10 protein-coding genes are annotated in these 14,226 nt (G+C 70.1%); 7 read left to right on the top strand and 3 right to left on the bottom strand.

Annotated elements, in window-relative coordinates:
- Positions 1-117 precede the first annotated feature (117 nt).
- The 5 genes from ACWD11_RS30470 (at position 118) to ACWD11_RS30450 (ending at position 7,775) form a co-directional block, all read left to right on the top strand.
- Positions 118-876: a TIGR03089 family protein gene (locus ACWD11_RS30470; protein WP_451286831.1), complete on the top strand. Its 759-nt coding sequence runs from the start codon at positions 118-120 to the stop codon at positions 874-876.
- Positions 877-1,006: 130 nt separating this feature from the next.
- Positions 1,007-2,197, top strand: a complete 1,191-nt coding sequence (locus tag ACWD11_RS30465) for an LCP family protein (RefSeq protein WP_451286829.1) — start codon at positions 1,007-1,009, stop codon at positions 2,195-2,197.
- Positions 2,198-2,441: 244 nt separating this feature from the next.
- A complete protein-coding gene (locus ACWD11_RS30460) occupies positions 2,442-4,154 on the top strand; it encodes an LCP family protein (RefSeq protein WP_451286827.1) in 1,713 nt (570 codons plus the stop codon).
- Between the two features lie 208 nt (positions 4,155-4,362).
- Complete coding sequence (locus ACWD11_RS30455) at positions 4,363-6,078, top strand: LCP family protein (RefSeq protein WP_451286825.1); 1,716 nt, start codon at positions 4,363-4,365, stop codon at positions 6,076-6,078.
- A gap of 62 nt (positions 6,079-6,140) precedes the next feature.
- Positions 6,141-7,775 carry an LCP family protein gene (locus tag ACWD11_RS30450; protein WP_389418399.1) on the top strand — a complete coding sequence of 545 codons (1,635 nt, stop codon included), beginning with the start codon at positions 6,141-6,143 and terminating at the stop codon, positions 7,773-7,775.
- A gap of 24 nt (positions 7,776-7,799) precedes the next feature.
- Here ACWD11_RS30450 and ACWD11_RS30445 read toward each other — a convergent pair whose 3' ends face one another.
- Complete coding sequence (locus ACWD11_RS30445) at positions 7,800-8,831, bottom strand: glycosyltransferase family 2 protein (protein WP_451286823.1); 1,032 nt, start codon at positions 8,829-8,831, stop codon at positions 7,800-7,802.
- 85 nt (positions 8,832-8,916) lie between these two features.
- Between ACWD11_RS30445 and ACWD11_RS30440 the strand changes: the two genes are divergently transcribed.
- On the top strand, positions 8,917-10,419 hold the full coding sequence (locus ACWD11_RS30440) for an LCP family protein (protein ID WP_451286821.1): 1,503 nt from the start codon (positions 8,917-8,919) through the stop codon (positions 10,417-10,419).
- A 469-nt stretch (positions 10,420-10,888) separates the two neighbouring features.
- Here ACWD11_RS30440 and ACWD11_RS30435 read toward each other — a convergent pair whose 3' ends face one another.
- The gene (locus ACWD11_RS30435) at positions 10,889-11,446 is read right to left on the bottom strand and encodes an acyl-CoA thioesterase (protein WP_389418396.1); all 558 of its coding nucleotides are present in this window, start codon (positions 11,444-11,446) and stop codon (positions 10,889-10,891) included.
- A gap of 118 nt (positions 11,447-11,564) precedes the next feature.
- Here ACWD11_RS30435 and ACWD11_RS30430 point away from each other — a divergent pair, with 118 nt between their 5' ends.
- On the top strand, positions 11,565-12,839 hold the full coding sequence (locus ACWD11_RS30430; protein WP_389418395.1) for an LCP family protein: 1,275 nt from the start codon (positions 11,565-11,567) through the stop codon (positions 12,837-12,839).
- 64 nt (positions 12,840-12,903) lie between these two features.
- On the opposite strand, the gene ACWD11_RS30425 is transcribed toward ACWD11_RS30430, so the two are convergent.
- Entirely contained in the window at positions 12,904-14,061 is a 1,158-nt protein-coding gene (locus ACWD11_RS30425) for an acyl-CoA dehydrogenase family protein (protein ID WP_389418394.1), read from the bottom strand.
- Positions 14,062-14,226 lie beyond the last annotated feature (165 nt).

Here is a 14,226-nt window from a genome sequence, read left to right as displayed (position 1 = left end):
GGACATAGTCATACATATCTGTCCATCGGGGACTTGACGGGGCGTCGCGCGATGCTCGGCCGAATCGGTGGTGGGCACGGGGGGTGCGGGGGGTGCCGCGCGCGTACGCTAACGCGGGTGAATGCCACCGATCGCACCCCTGCCGACCTGCTGCGTTCCGCGCTTGCCGCGGACCCCGGGCGTCCCCTGGTGACCTTCTACGACGATGCCACCGGGGAACGCGTCGAATTGTCCGTGGCCACCTTCGCCAATTGGGTGGCCAAGACCGCGAATCTCCTCCAGGGGGATCTGGGGGCCGGGCCCGGGGACCGGGTGGCGCTGCTGCTGCCCGCGCACTGGCAGACGGCGGTGTGGCTGCTGGCCTGTTCGTCCGTGGGGGCCGTCGCGGATGTGGGCGGCGCGGATGTGGCCGCGGCCGACGTCGTGGTGAGCGGTCCGGACACGCTGGACGCGGCGCGGAGCTGCGGCGGGGAGCGGATCGCCCTGGCGCTACGGCCGCTGGGCGGGCGTTTCCCGCAGGCGCCGGCCGGGTTCGCGGATTACGCGGTGGAGGTGCCGGGGCAGGGGGACCGGTTCGTGCCGTTCTCCGCGGTGGACCCCGAGGGGGCGGCGCTGATCGTCGCCGGACGGGAGTTCAGCGGGGCGGAGGTCGTGGAGCGGGCGCGGGACGAGGCGACGGGGCTGGGGCTGACCGGGCCGGGGTCCCGGATCCTGTCGGGGCTGGGGTACGACACGTGGGAGGGGCTGAACGCCGGGCTGTACGGCGCGCTGGCCACCGGCGGGTCGGTGGTGCTGTGCCGGAACCTGGCGGAGCTGAACGAGGAGGCCCTGGCCCAGCGGATCGAGAGCGAACGGGTCACCACCGTGGCCCGGTGACCTCCGCGCAGTGAGTCCCCCGGAGTCGGGCCCCTCCCCCGTTCGGCCCATCACCGCTCACCCCCCTCCCGCCGTCCCCGTCATGGTCGTAAGGGACACCAAGGAGATTTCGGGCCGCACGCCATGAGGGATGGACGTAGACGTGACCGAAAACGGAGGCGGGGCCTCGGGGTGGGGAGCCCGGGCCAGCGGGACGGGGCTCATACGCCGGCGTCGGCGGTGGGTCCGCAGGACGTCGCTCGGCGTGGGTGTCGTGGCGCTGGCGGCGCTGGGCGCCGGATGGGCGGTCTACGCGAAGCTCGACGGGAACATCACCCCGGACGAGGCCGCCGCCGCCGAGCTCGCCCGCTACGAGAACGAGCGGCCCAGTTCCCTGGTCAAGGGCGCGCGGAACATCCTGGTGATCGGGTCCGACACCCGCTCCGGTGGCGATAACCGGCGGTACGGGCGGGACTCGGGCACCGAGCGGTCCGACACCACCATCCTGCTGCATCTGTCCGCCGGCCGGCGCAGCGCCACCGCCGTGTCACTGCCCCGGGACCTGATGGTCGACGTGCCGTCCTGTCTGCGGCCGGGCGGCGAGCGCACCGAGCCCGTGTTCGCCATGTTCAACTACGCCTATGAGATGGGCGGCTCGGCGTGCAGCATCCGTACGGTCGAGAAACTCACCGGCGTGCGGATCGACCACCACATGGTCGTGGACTTCCGGGGGTTCAAGAAGATGGTCGACGCGGTGGGCGGCGTCGAGGTCTGCCTGAAGCACCCCATCAACGACAAGGCGGCCAAGCTGCGGCTTCCCGCCGGGCGGGTGGACCTCGACGGGGAGCAGGCTCTCGGGTACGTACGGGCCCGCAAATCCCTGGGGAACGGCAGTGACACCGACCGCATGGAGCGTCAGCAGCGCTTTCTCGGGGCCCTCGTCAACAAGGTGCAGAGCAATGACGTACTGCTGAACCCGGCTCGGCTGTATCCCGTTCTCGATGCCGCCACGTCCTCGCTGACCACCGATCCGGCGCTGGCCAGCTTGCGGGGTTTGTACCAACTCGTCCGGGGTGCGCGCGACATCCCCACCGAACGTGTGCAATTTCTGACCGTTCCCCGGGAGTCGTACGTCTACAACGTCAATCGCGACCAGCTCGTGGAGCCCGAAGCGGAAAGACTGTTCGAGCGGCTACGGAACGACACGCCCGTCGAAGTCAGCCAAAAGGGTCGTCCGGGAGCGAGCGAAGCGGACGCCCGCGACCGGCGCGCTCCCTCTCGCGCCTCCTCCCCCGCCCCCACCTTCCGGGGAAACACCGCCGCCCAGGACGGTTGCGGGTAAAGGGCACGCCAAGGCGACGAACACCGGTTCACGGAAATGCTCCGTATTGACCGGTTGTAGGGGCGTGGAATTTGTCACCGTCGTCGCTCCACGTTGAACTGGGCGGATAGTGTGAGCGACCCGGTGCACCTGGCCACGCCGTTCCACCCTGGTACGTCATGGGGTCGCGCACTGTCTGACCGAGACCCGAGCGCCTTGGAGGGGGAAAGGCGCCGCGTGGCCCCGACGGAGGATTCGGAAAACCGTGGACGCGCAAGGCCGTGGGCGGGCGGAGAACATCGATCCCGCCGACCAGTGGGTGCTCAATCCGAACACCGGCGAATACGAATTGCGACTGGGCTCATCCGCAGCGCAGTCGGCCGTCGCCGCTCCCCGCAGATCCGCCACCCGGACCGCGGCGCCCGTGCGCGCACCGCGTCCGGGGCGTGCGGTCCCGCCGCCGCGGCGGCGCGGAGCGCCCGAGGAGCCCCTGCCCGGGCGCCGCGGACGGCGCCCCGGGAAGAAGCCGTCCAAGGCGAAGAAGTTCGTGCTGTGGACCGGCGGCAGCATGGCGTTCCTGCTGATCGCCACCGCCGGGGCCGGGTACCTCTACCTGGAGCACCTCAACGGCAACATCGACTCCGTCTCGGACGACGGCGCCGGCACCGGTGGCTTCAAGAAGGACGAGGCCATCAACATCCTGCTGATCGGCACCGACAAGCGCACCGGGTCCGGCAACGAGGGCTACGGCGACTCCGGCAGCGTCGGGCACGCCGACACCACGATCCTGCTGCATGTCTCCAAGGACCGGTCGAACGCCACCGCGCTGAGCATCCCCCGGGATCTGGTCGTCGACATCCCGGACTGCCCGACCACGCAGGAGGACGGGTCCACCAAGGTCATCCCCGGGTCGAGCGGCGTGCGCTTCAACACCAGCCTCGGGCAGGGCGGACGTACGCCCAGTTGCACCATGCGGACCGTCACCGAGCTGACCGGGATCACCCCGGACAACTTCATGGTGGCCGACTTCAACGCGGTCAAGACGCTCACCAGCGCGGTCGGCGGGGTCGAGGTGTGCCTGGCGAAGGACATCGACGACCCGGACTCGCATCTGAAGCTGTCCCAGGGCACGCACACCATCGAGGGCGAGCAGGCGCTGGCCTTCCTGCGCACCCGGCACTCCGTGGGCTTCGGCGGCGACCTGAGCCGGATCGGACTGCAACAGCAGTTCCTGAGCTCGCTGATGCGCAAGCTGAAGTCCAACGACACGCTCACCAGCCCGACGAAGATGGTGAAGCTGGCGGAGGCGGGCACCGAGGCGCTCACCGTCGACTCCCAGCTGGACAGCATCGGCAAGCTGAAGGACCTCGGCCTGGAGCTGGGCAAGCTCAACACCAAGAACCTGACGTTCACCACGGTCCCGGTGGTCGACAACCCGAACGAGGCGGTGAAGTCGACCGTCGTCGTCAACGAGACGACGGCTCCCGAGGTCTTCGACATGATCCGGAACGATGTGTCGTTCACCGAGGTCAAGGCGGAGAAGAAGAAGGAGGCGGCCGCCGTCGCCGCCCGCCTGAAGGGCACCAAGGCGGACCCCTCCGAGGTGCGCGTGCAGATCCTGAACGGCGGCGCGGAGACCGGCAGCGCCCAGGAGGTGCTGACCTGGCTGCAGACCGAGGAGGGCGTCACCAAGTCCGAGAACGCGGGCAACGCCGGTGCGGCACAGGCGAGGACGACGCTGGAGTACGCGCCCGAACAGGCCGATCAGGCACGGCGGTTGGCGGACCTGATGGGACTCGCCGGCTCCGCGATGAAGCCCGGCGAGAGCGTCACCAACGCCCAGGGGCTCCCCACCATGACGCTCACCCTGGGCAAGGACTTCAAGGGCGCGGGCGTTCCGCTCACCGGATCGCCGTCGGGAAAGACCCCCGAAGGCGTGGACAAGTCCACCGCGGATCAGGTCCAGTGCGCCAAGTGACCCCGGGTGACCGGTCAGTTCACCGATCGGTCAGGGAAATGGAACGAATTGACCGCTTGTAGGGATGCCTCATTCGGTTGTACGCACGTGGAATTTCTCACCGACGTCGCTCGACGCCGAAGTGTGCGGATAGTGTGAGCGATCCGGTGCATCGGGCCCCGCGGCGACGTTCCGCGCGGCGCCTTCCCGACGGAGGATTCGGACAACCGTGGACGCAGCCCGTGGGCGGTCGGAGAACATCGACCCCGCAGACCAATGGGTACTCAATCCGAACACCGGCGAATACGAACTGCGACTGAGCACTTCCGCACCGCAGTCACCCCGCTCCCCCGTCCCCGGCCCACGCGGCCGCTCCGCGCCCCGGCCGGACGGCACCACCGCGCGGCCGACACAGGCGCCTGGCCGCAGGGTGCCGCCGCCGCGCAGACGCGGGACCGAGCCCGAGGAGCCGCCGGGGCGGCGCGGGCGCAGGCCCGGCAGGTCGAAGACGAAGCGGGCGATGCTGTGGACCGGCGGCTCGATGGCGTTCGTGCTGGTGGCGGTCGCCACCGGCGGCTATCTCTACCTCAAGCACCTCGAGGGCAACGTCGACACGATCGACATCGGTGACGCGGGCGCGAGCAACTTCAGGAAGGACGAGGCCTTCGACATCCTGATCCTCGGTACGGACAAGCGCACCGGTGCGGGCAACGAGGGCTACGGCGACAAGGGCAGTACCGGACACGCCGACACCACGATCCTGCTGCATGTCTCCAAGGACCGGTCGAACGCCACCGCGCTCAGCATCCCCCGCGATCTGATCGTCGACATCCCCGACTGCGAGACGACGCTGGAGGACGGGTCCGAGGAGACGATCCCCGGGCTCCAGGGCGTCCGCTTCAACCGCTCGCTCGGCGAGAGCGGCCGGGACCCCGGCTGCAGCATGCGCACGGTCGAGGAGTTCAGCGGCATCGAGGTCGACCACTTCATGATGGCCGACTTCAACGCCGTGAAGACGCTGACGACGGCCGTGGACGGGGTCGACATCTGTCTGGAGCGCGCCGTCGACGACGAGGACTCCAAGCTCAATCTGCCCGCGGGTGAATCGACGGTGGAGGGCGAGGAGGCGCTCGCCTTCCTGCGGACCCGCAAGAGCTTCGGCAACAGCGGTGACCTGGACCGGATCAAGGCGCAGCAGCAGTTCCTCGGCTCCCTGATGCGCAAGATGTCCTCCGGCGACACCCTCACCAGCCCGACCAAGCTGCTGAAGCTGGCCGAGGCCGCCACCGAGGCGCTGACGGTCGACGAGGCCATAGGCAGCGTGGGCACGCTCAAGGACATCGCCCTGGAGCTGAAGAAGGTACCGCCGAAGAACATCACCTTCGCCACCGTCCCGGTCAAGGACAACCCGGCCGAGGCGGTGAAGGCGACGGTCGTCCTCAACGAGGCGACGGCGCCCCAGGTCTTCGACATGATCAAGAACGACGTGTCGTTCACCGAGGTCAAGGCAGAGAAGAAGAAGGAAGCCGCCGCTGTGGCCGCCCGCCTGAAGGGCCCCAAGGCCGACGCCTCCGAGGTGCGGGTGCGCATCCTCAACGGCGGCGCGGCCTCCGGCAGCGCGCAGGCGCAGCTCGCCTGGCTCCAGACGCAGGCGGGCGTCGACAAGTCCGAGAACGCGGGCAACGCGGGCGTAGAACAGCCGAAGACGACTCTCGAGTACGCTCCTGACCAGGCAGATCAGGCTCGCCGGCTGGCGGACATCATGGGTCTGTCCGGGTCCGCGCTGAAGCCCGGCGAGAGCGAGCTCAACGCCCAGGGCTTGCCGACGATGACCTTGATCCTGGGCAAGGACTTCAAGGGAGCGGGCGTGCCGCTCGACTCCTCCTCGGTGAAGACGCCGGACGTGGAGAAGTCGACGGCGGACAAGGTCCAGTGCTCCGGTTGAGCCACTGAGGCGACCTGACGGGCCTGCCGAACGTCTGACAGGACGTACGGCGGGCCCGTTCCATGGCGCAGGGGTGGGGCGGTTCGATCGGTATGGGTGGGGAGGACGGGGAAGTGACGCAGAGCAGTGTGCGCGAGGCCGCTCCGGGTGCCGCGGGGGGCGGCGCCCGGGTGGCCGACGGCGGGGAGGGCCGGGGCGGCCGCCGCAGAGCGCGGGAGGCGCGTGGGCGGCGGGCCGTGAAGTGGTCCGCGACCGTGCTCGCGGCGCTCATCGTCGGTACCGCCGGGGCCGGGTATCTCTACTACCGGCACCTGAACGGCAACATCAAGCACGACGACCTGAACCTGGGGGACAACAAGGTCGCCGAGCCGACGCCGAACGCCGCCGGGCAGACCCCGCTGAACATCCTGCTCATCGGCTCGGACGCGCGGGACACCAAGGAGAACCAGAAGCTCGGCGGCGCGCGGGAGACCTTCGGCACGCCGCCGCGCGCGGACGTGCAGATGCTGCTGCACCTGTCGGCCGACCGCACCAACATGTCGGTCATCAGCATGCCGCGCGACACCCTCGTCCGGATACCGAAGTGCACCGACCCGGACGACGACGAGGAGTACCCGGCGAGCAACGGCCGGGTGACGACGAACCTGAGCCTGCGCAACGGCGGCCCGGGCTGCACGGTGGCCACCTGGCAGGAGCTCACCGGCATCCACATCGACCACTTCATCATGGTCGACTTCGCGGGCGTGGTGTCGATGGCGGACGCCGTCGGCGGCGTCCCGGTGTGCGTGGACGCCAACATCCACTCGCGCGACAGCGAGGGCCACGGGTCCGGGCTGAAGCTGGAGGAGGGCACCCACCCGATCAAGGGCGAGCAGGCCCTGCAGTGGCTGCGCACCCGTTACGGCTTCGAGGACGGCAGCGACCTCGCCCGGGCCAAGGCCCAGCACATGTACATGAGCTCGATGGTCCGGCAGCTGCGCGAGAACGCCACCCTCAGCAGCCCGCTGAAGCTGCGCAGGCTGGCCGAGGAGGCCACCGACGCGCTCACGGTCGACCCCGGTCTCGACGACGTGAAGAAGCTCTTCGAGCTCAGCAACGAGCTGCGGAAGGTGAAGCCGGAGCGCATCACCATGGCCACGATGCCGAACCGGTACGTGGGCGCGCAGGTGGAGCCCACCGAGGACGCCGAGCAGCTGTTCCGGCTGGTGCGCGAGGACATCGCACTGGACGGCAAGGGCAAGAAGAAGGCGAAGACCGAGGAGAAGCTCTCGGACGACCCGGCCGCGCCCGACGGCGAGATCGCCGTGCAGGTCCAGAACGGCACCGGCAGCGACACCCTGGGCGCGGTCGGCGGGCGTGCGAACACGGTGACCGGGCTGCTCCAGGAGGAGGGCTTCACGCAGGCGGTCGCCGATCAGTCGAAGCTCCTGAGCGAGGACCGTACGCTCGTCCGCTACCCGAGCGCGGAGCTGGAGGGCGACGCCCAGCGGGTCGCCAAGTCCCTGGGAATTCCGCTGAGTTCGGTGAAGCGCTCCACGGAGGTCACGGGGGTGACGCTCGTCGTGGGCGGCGACTGGCGCGAGGGTACGGCGTACAAGGCGCCCGAGAGGGACGACAAGATGCCCGACGCCGACAAGGCCCTCAACGGCGCCGACGAAGGGGCTTGTATGCACGTGAACCCGGCCTTCACGTTCTAGGCCGGGTTCAGCTGGCTGCCGTGCTCAGTTGCTGGTGCTGAGCACGGCGGGGCGCCGGGAGGCGATGACCTTGCGGGCCAGGGAGCGCGGGCTGGTCAGGAAGCCCCAGCCCCAGGACATGTGCATGGTGGCGAGGGCCACCGGGATCTGCAGCCGCGCCTTCAGCGGCAGCCCCTTGCCCGCGGGAATGGACCCGAGGACGATCGCCGCGAGATAGCCGCCGGGGATCACGAAGCCGAGCGGGTGCAGCGCGGCGCCCACGACCAGCCCGGCCACGATGGCGCACACCGCGGCCGGCGGGGCGAGGTAGCGCAGGTTGATGGAGCCCTCGTGGTAGCGGGCGACGACGTGCCGCCAGCGGCCGTAGTCCTTGTACTGCTTGGCGAGTGCCTTCACGCTCGGCCTCGGGCGGTACGAGACCTTCAGCTCGGGCGAGAACCAGATCAGCCCGCCGGCCTCGCGGATCCGGAAGTTCAGCTCCCAGTCCTGGGCGCGGATGAACTCCTCGTTGTACCCGCCCTGCTGCTCCAGGGCCTCGCGGCGGAAGACGCCGAGGTAGACGGTCTCGGCCGCCTGGGCCTCGCCGCCGGTGTGGAAGGCGGCGTTGCCGACCCCGATCCGCGAGGTCATCGCGGCGGCGACCGCGTGCTCCCAGTCGTTCTCGCCCTCGGCGTGCATGATGCCGCCGACGTTCTGCGCGCCGGTCTCCGCCAGGAGCCGGACGGCGGTCTCGATGTAGCCCGGCGAGAGCATGCCGTGGCCGTCGACGCGGACGACGATCGGATGGCGGGAGGCCTTGATCGCGGCGTTGAGGGCGGCGGGCGTACGGCCGGTCGGGTTCGGGACGGTGTGGACGCGAGGGTCCTCCCGGACGAGCTGGGCGGCGATCTCGTCCGTGCGGTCCGTGGACGGACCGAGGGCGATCACGACCTCCATCTCGCCGGCGTACTCCTGCGCGAGGATCGCTTGGACGGCTCCGCGCAGATGCCGCTCCTCGTTGAGGACGGGCATGATCACGGACACGGCGGGGAGCTGCACGTCGGGCATGGCGTTCATAGGGGCCTCACGTTACCGCGAACGGGGGACACCGGTGCGCCCCGCCCGGGGCGGTGCACCGGGCCGCAGATCGTATGGGCCTACGGTGCTCACGGATCCCACGTCCCCGCTGTACGGCCTTCGCGGAGGTGTCGCCGTGCCCGCATCCCCCGCAACCCGTTCTCCCCGTCCTCCCCGGCGCCGGCCGCCGCAGCCGCCCGCCCGGCGCGGGAAACCGCGCTGGGCCATGCGGGCGGTGACCACGCTGTCCGTGGTGGTGCTGGCGTCCGCCGGGATCGGGCACGCGGTGATGACCAGCCTGGACGCGGACATCGCGCGGGTGGACCCCTTCAAGGACATGAAGAACCGGCCGCAGGCCGGGCACGGGATGAACGTGCTGCTGGTCGGCACCGACGGACGGGACCGGATCTCCGAGGCGCAGCGGCGCAAGTACCGGCTCGGCGGGGCGCCCTGCCACTGCACCGACACGATCATGATCGTGCACATCTCGGCGGACCGGGAGCGGGCGAGTGTGGTGAGCCTGCCGCGGGACTCGTACGCGATGACGCCGGCGCATGTCGACGCGACGACCGGGGAGCGTCATCACGGGCATCCGCTGAAGCTGAACGCCGCGTACGCGGAGGGCGGGCCGCAGCTGACGGTGCGCACGGTCGAGGCGATGACCCGGGTGAAGATCGACCACTATCTGGAGGTCGACTTCACCAGCTTCATGAAGACGGTCGATGTGCTCGGCGGGGTGAAGGTGTGCACGGCCGAGCCGCTGAAGGACTCCTACACCGGACTGGACCTGCCGGCCGGCACTCATGCGCTGACCGGCGGGGAGGCGCTGCAGTACGTCCGCGCCCGGCATGTCGACGGGGCGTCGGACCTCGGGCGGATGCAGCGGCAGCAGCGCTTCCTGGCGGCGCTGGTGGAACGGGCGACGTCGTCGGGGATCTTGCTGAACCCGATGAAGTTCCGGGATGTGACGCGGGCCGTGCTCGGGTCGGTGCGCGCCGACAAGGGCTTCGGGACGAATGAGCTGCTGGCCCTGGGGCGGGCGATGCGGAACTTCTCGCCCTCGTCGTCGGAGTTCACCACCGTGCCGATCGGGCAGATGGGGTACGAGGTGAAGGGCGTCGGATCGACGCTGAAGTGGGACCCCGCGAAGTCGTCCCGGCTGTTCGCGGCCCTGCGCGAGGACAAGCCGCTCACCGAGCACCGGCAGCGGAGCGAGGCGCTGATGGTGGACGTGGCCCCGCAGCAGATCCAGGTGCAGGTGGAGAACGGGACGGCGACGGAGGGGCTGGGCAAGCGGGTGGACTCGGCGCTGGCGGCCACGGGGTTCCGGACGAGCCGGGCGCCGGTGAACGCGGCGCAGCGGACGGTGAAGCGGACGGTGGTGGCCTACGACCCGGGCTGGGACCGCTCGGCGAAGTCGCTGGCGGCGGCCCTGCCCGGCAGTGAACTGCGGGCGGTGAAGGGGCTCGGACCGACGCTGAAGGTGATCGCCGGGACGGACTTCGAGCGGGTACGGAAGGTGCGGGCGGTGGACCCGGCGCAGGGCGAGTCCGGGGTGGTGCGGGGCGACGAGGTGGTCTGCAAGTGACCTGCCGGTCGGGGGGTGGTCCACAGGCGACTCCCCGGCCGGCAAGTCTCCGCAAGTGGCCTCCCGGCCGGGGGGCTCCGCAAGTGGCCTCCCGGCCGGCGGGCTCCGCAAGTGACTCCCGGCCGGCGGGCTCCGCAAGTGACTCCCGGCCGACGGGCTCCGCAAGTGACTCCCGGCCGGCGGGCTCCGCAAGTGACTCCCGGCCGCCGCGGGGCGAGGAGGTCAGTCTCGATGACCGCCACCGGGGGCGAGGAAGTCGGTCCCGATGACCGCCACCGGGGTCGAGGAAATCGGTCCCGATGACCGCCACCGCGGGGCGAAGCCGTCACTTCTCGATGTCCGCCGCCGCGGGGCGGAGACGTCAGTCCCGATGTCCGCCGCCGCGGGGGCGGAGACGTCAGTCCCCATGTCCGCCGCCGCGGGGCGAGGCCGTCACTTCTCGATGTCCGCCGCCGCGGGGGCGGAGACGTCAGTCCTCGATGCCCTCCGCCGCCCTCTTCTCGCGGAGGTCCATGATGGCCCTGCGCCGGGCCAGGCGGTGGGTGCGGCGGATCTGGGCCTCCTGGTAGCGGCGCTTGTCCCGCTCCGATTCCGGGACCACCGGGGGAACCCGGCGCGGCTTGCCGTCGGCGTCCACCGCCGCGAAGACCAGGTACGCCGAGCCGACCTGGGTGGGCGGGGCGGATTCGTTCCAGCGCTCCGCGAGGACCCGTACGCCCACTTCCATCGACGTCTTGCCCGTCCAGTTGACCTGCGCCTTCACATGGACCAGGTCGCCCACCCGGACCGGCTCCAGGAACGCCATCTCGTCCATGGACGCCGTCACCGCGGGCCCTCCGCTGTGCCGGCCGGCGACGGCGCCCGCGGCGTCGTCGACCAGCTTCATGATCACCCCGCCGTGCACGGTGCCCAGGAGGTTGGTGTCGCTGTGGGTCATGATGTGGCTCAGCGTGGTGCGCGACGCGGACGTCGGCTTGCCCGGGATATCCGGAGCGTCCGATTCCGCGGTGGAGACCTGGTCTGTCATGGCCTCCACCTTATGCCGAGCGGCAGAACGCGGACTTTGTGTTGGGTTCGCAACAGCCGGGCCCCTATTTTCCACCGACCCTGTCAGTCACACAGCCGTTCCCTGCACACTGGGGCGCATGAACAACTGGCCCGAGGGATGGTCCGACGAGAACCGCGGCAGCGGCGGCTACGGACACGGCAGTGCAAGCGCACGGCCGGATGGCGCGCGCGTCATGCGGCAGGTCCGCCGCGGCTCGGCGGCACCGTCCGGCGGGGGCCAGGCGGCACCGCCGTACGGCGTGCCGTCCCAGCCGTCGTACGTCGACGGCCAGGGCCATGACGGCTACGACAGCGGCTACAACACCGGACAGGTCTACGGCTCGCCCCCCGGCGGCGGGGGCGGTGGCGGCATGCGCGAGCCCCGGCCCGCGCCGGACTGGCGGCGCCGGTTCAAGTGGACCGCGATCACCGTCGTCACCGTGCTCGTGGTCACCACCGTCGGCACCTACTTCTGGGCCGACTCCAAGCTCAACCGCGAGGTCGACCTGTCCAAGGTCATCGACCGGCCGGAGGCGGGCGAGGGCACGAACTACCTGATCGTCGGCTCCGACAGCCGCGCGGGCATGTCCGCCGAGGAGAAGAAGAAGCTGCACACCGGGTCCGCCGAGGGCAAGCGCACGGACTCGATGATGATCCTGCACACCGGCAGCAACGGCGCGACGCTGATCTCGCTGCCGCGTGACTCGGCCGTGGAGATCCCCACCTTCGTGGGCTCGGAGTCCGGCAAGACCTACCCCGGCACGGGCCGGCACGTGAAGCTGAACGCCGCCTACGCGGAGGACGGCCCCGAGCTGCTGGTGCGGACGGTGGAGTTCAACACCGGCCTGCACATCGACCACTACGTCGAGATCGGCTTCGCGGGCTTCGCCAACATCGTGGACGCGGTCGGCGGCGTGGAGATGGACATCCCCAAGGGCGGCATCAAGGACTCCAAGTCCGGGGCCGACCTGGAGGAGGGCAAGCAGACCCTGAACGGCGAGGAGGCGCTCGCCTTCGTCCGCACCCGGTACGCGCTGGCCGGCTCCGACCTGGACCGCACCAAGAACCAGCAGAAGTTCCTCGCGGCCCTCGCCAACCAGGCCGCGACCCCGGGCACCGTGCTGAACCCCTTCAAGCTGTACCCGACGATGAGTGCCGGTCTGGACACCCTGATCGTCGACAAGGACATGGGCCTGTTCGACCTGGCGTCGATGTTCTGGGCGATGAAGGGCGTCACCGGCGGCGAGGGCACGTCGATGAACATGCCGATCTCCGGCTCCTCGGGCGGCAGCCTCGTCTGGGACAAGGCGAAGGTGAAGACCCTGGTGGAGCAGTTGAACAACGACGAGAAGGTCACCGTCTCCGGGAACTGAGACCACCGCTCACACAGCGAGGCCCCCGGCGGCTCACGCGCACCGGGGGCCGACCGCCTTGTACTTACGGCAGGTTGCGCGCCATGACGATGCGCTGGACCTGGTTCGTGCCCTCGTAAATCTGGGTGATCTTGGCGTCGCGCATCATGCGCTCGACCGGGTAGTCCCGGGTGTAGCCGTAGCCGCCGAGGAGCTGGACGGCGTCCGTGCTGACCTCCATCGCCACGTCCGAGGCGAAGCACTTGGCGGCCGCGCCCAGGTAGGTGAGGTCGGCGTCGCCGCGCTCGGAGGCGGCGGCGGCCTGGTAGGTCAGGGCGCGGGCGGCCGAGATCTTCATGGCCATGTCGGCGAGCATGAACTGGATGCCCTGGAAGTCGGCGATCGGCTTGCCGAACTGCTTGCGCTCCTGGACGTAGCCCTTGGCGTAGTCGAGGGCGCCCTGGGCGATGCCGAGGGCCTGCGCGGCGATCGTGATGCGGGTGTGGTCCAGGGTCTTCATCGCGGTCGCGAAGCCCGTGCCCTCCTCGCCGATCATGCGGTCGGCGGGGATGCGGACGTTGTCGAGGTAGACCTCGCGGGTCGGGGAGCCCTTGATGCCGAGCTTCTTCTCCGGGGCGCCGAAGGAGACGCCCTCGTCCGACTTCTCGACGACGAAGGCGCTGATGCCCTTGGAGCGCTTCGACGGGTCGGTCACCGCCATCACCGTGTAGAACTCGGAGACGCCGGCGTTGGTGATCCAGCGCTTCACGCCGTTGAGGACGTAGCTGTCGCCGTCGCGGACCGCCTTGGTCTTCATGCCGGCCGCGTCGGATCCGGCGTCCGGCTCGGAGAGGCAGTACGAGAACATGCCCTCGCCCTTGGCGAGCGGCGCCATGTACTTCTTCTTCAGGTCCTCGGAGCCGGAGAGGATCACCGGGAGCGAGCCCAGCTTGTTCACCGCCGGGATCAGCGAGGAGGACGCGCAGACGCGGGCCACCTCCTCGATCACGATGACCGTGGCGAGCGCGTCGGCGCCGGCACCGCCGTACTCCTCGGGCACGTGCACGGCGTGCAGGTCGTTCGCGACGAGCGCGTCGTGGGCCTCCTGCGGGAAGCGGGCTTCCTCGTCCACCGCGGCGGCGTACGGCGAGATCTTCGCCTCGGCCAGGGAGCGGATGGCGTCGCGGAGCATGTCGTGCTCCTCGGACGGGCGGTACAGGTCGAAGTCAGCCGATCCGGCCAAGGTCTCTCACGCTCCAAAGACGCTGTGATGCTGGCGCTAATTACCGTTAAGTAACCCCAATTTTAGGGGTCCGCCCCCGCGGGTGTTACGTGAGCTTGGCGACAGGGGGAAAAGTGCCCGGTGGGGAGAGGTCCCACGCCCCGACTATGCTCGGGCGCGCACCGC

This window comes from Streptomyces sp. NPDC002776 (assembly GCF_053592195.1).
Note: the sequence above shows the minus strand (reverse complement) of the source record. Positions and strands in the feature narration are given on the sequence as shown.

What these genes read in the sequence shown, in the direction of transcription:
- ACWD11_RS30465 (WP_451286829.1), top strand. Translation starts at nt 1,007, where the DNA reads ATGGACGTAGACGTGACCGAAAACGGAGGCGGGGCCTCGGGGTGGGGA.
- ACWD11_RS30450 (WP_389418399.1), top strand. Translation starts at nt 6,141, where the DNA reads ATGGCGCAGGGGTGGGGCGGTTCGATCGGTATGGGTGGGGAGGACGGG.
- ACWD11_RS30430 (WP_389418395.1), top strand. Translation starts at nt 11,565, where the DNA reads ATGAACAACTGGCCCGAGGGATGGTCCGACGAGAACCGCGGCAGCGGC.
- ACWD11_RS30445 (WP_451286823.1), bottom strand. Translation starts at nt 8,831, where the DNA reads ATGAACGCCATGCCCGACGTGCAGCTCCCCGCCGTGTCCGTGATCATG.
- ACWD11_RS30435 (WP_389418396.1), bottom strand. Translation starts at nt 11,446, where the DNA reads ATGACAGACCAGGTCTCCACCGCGGAATCGGACGCTCCGGATATCCCG.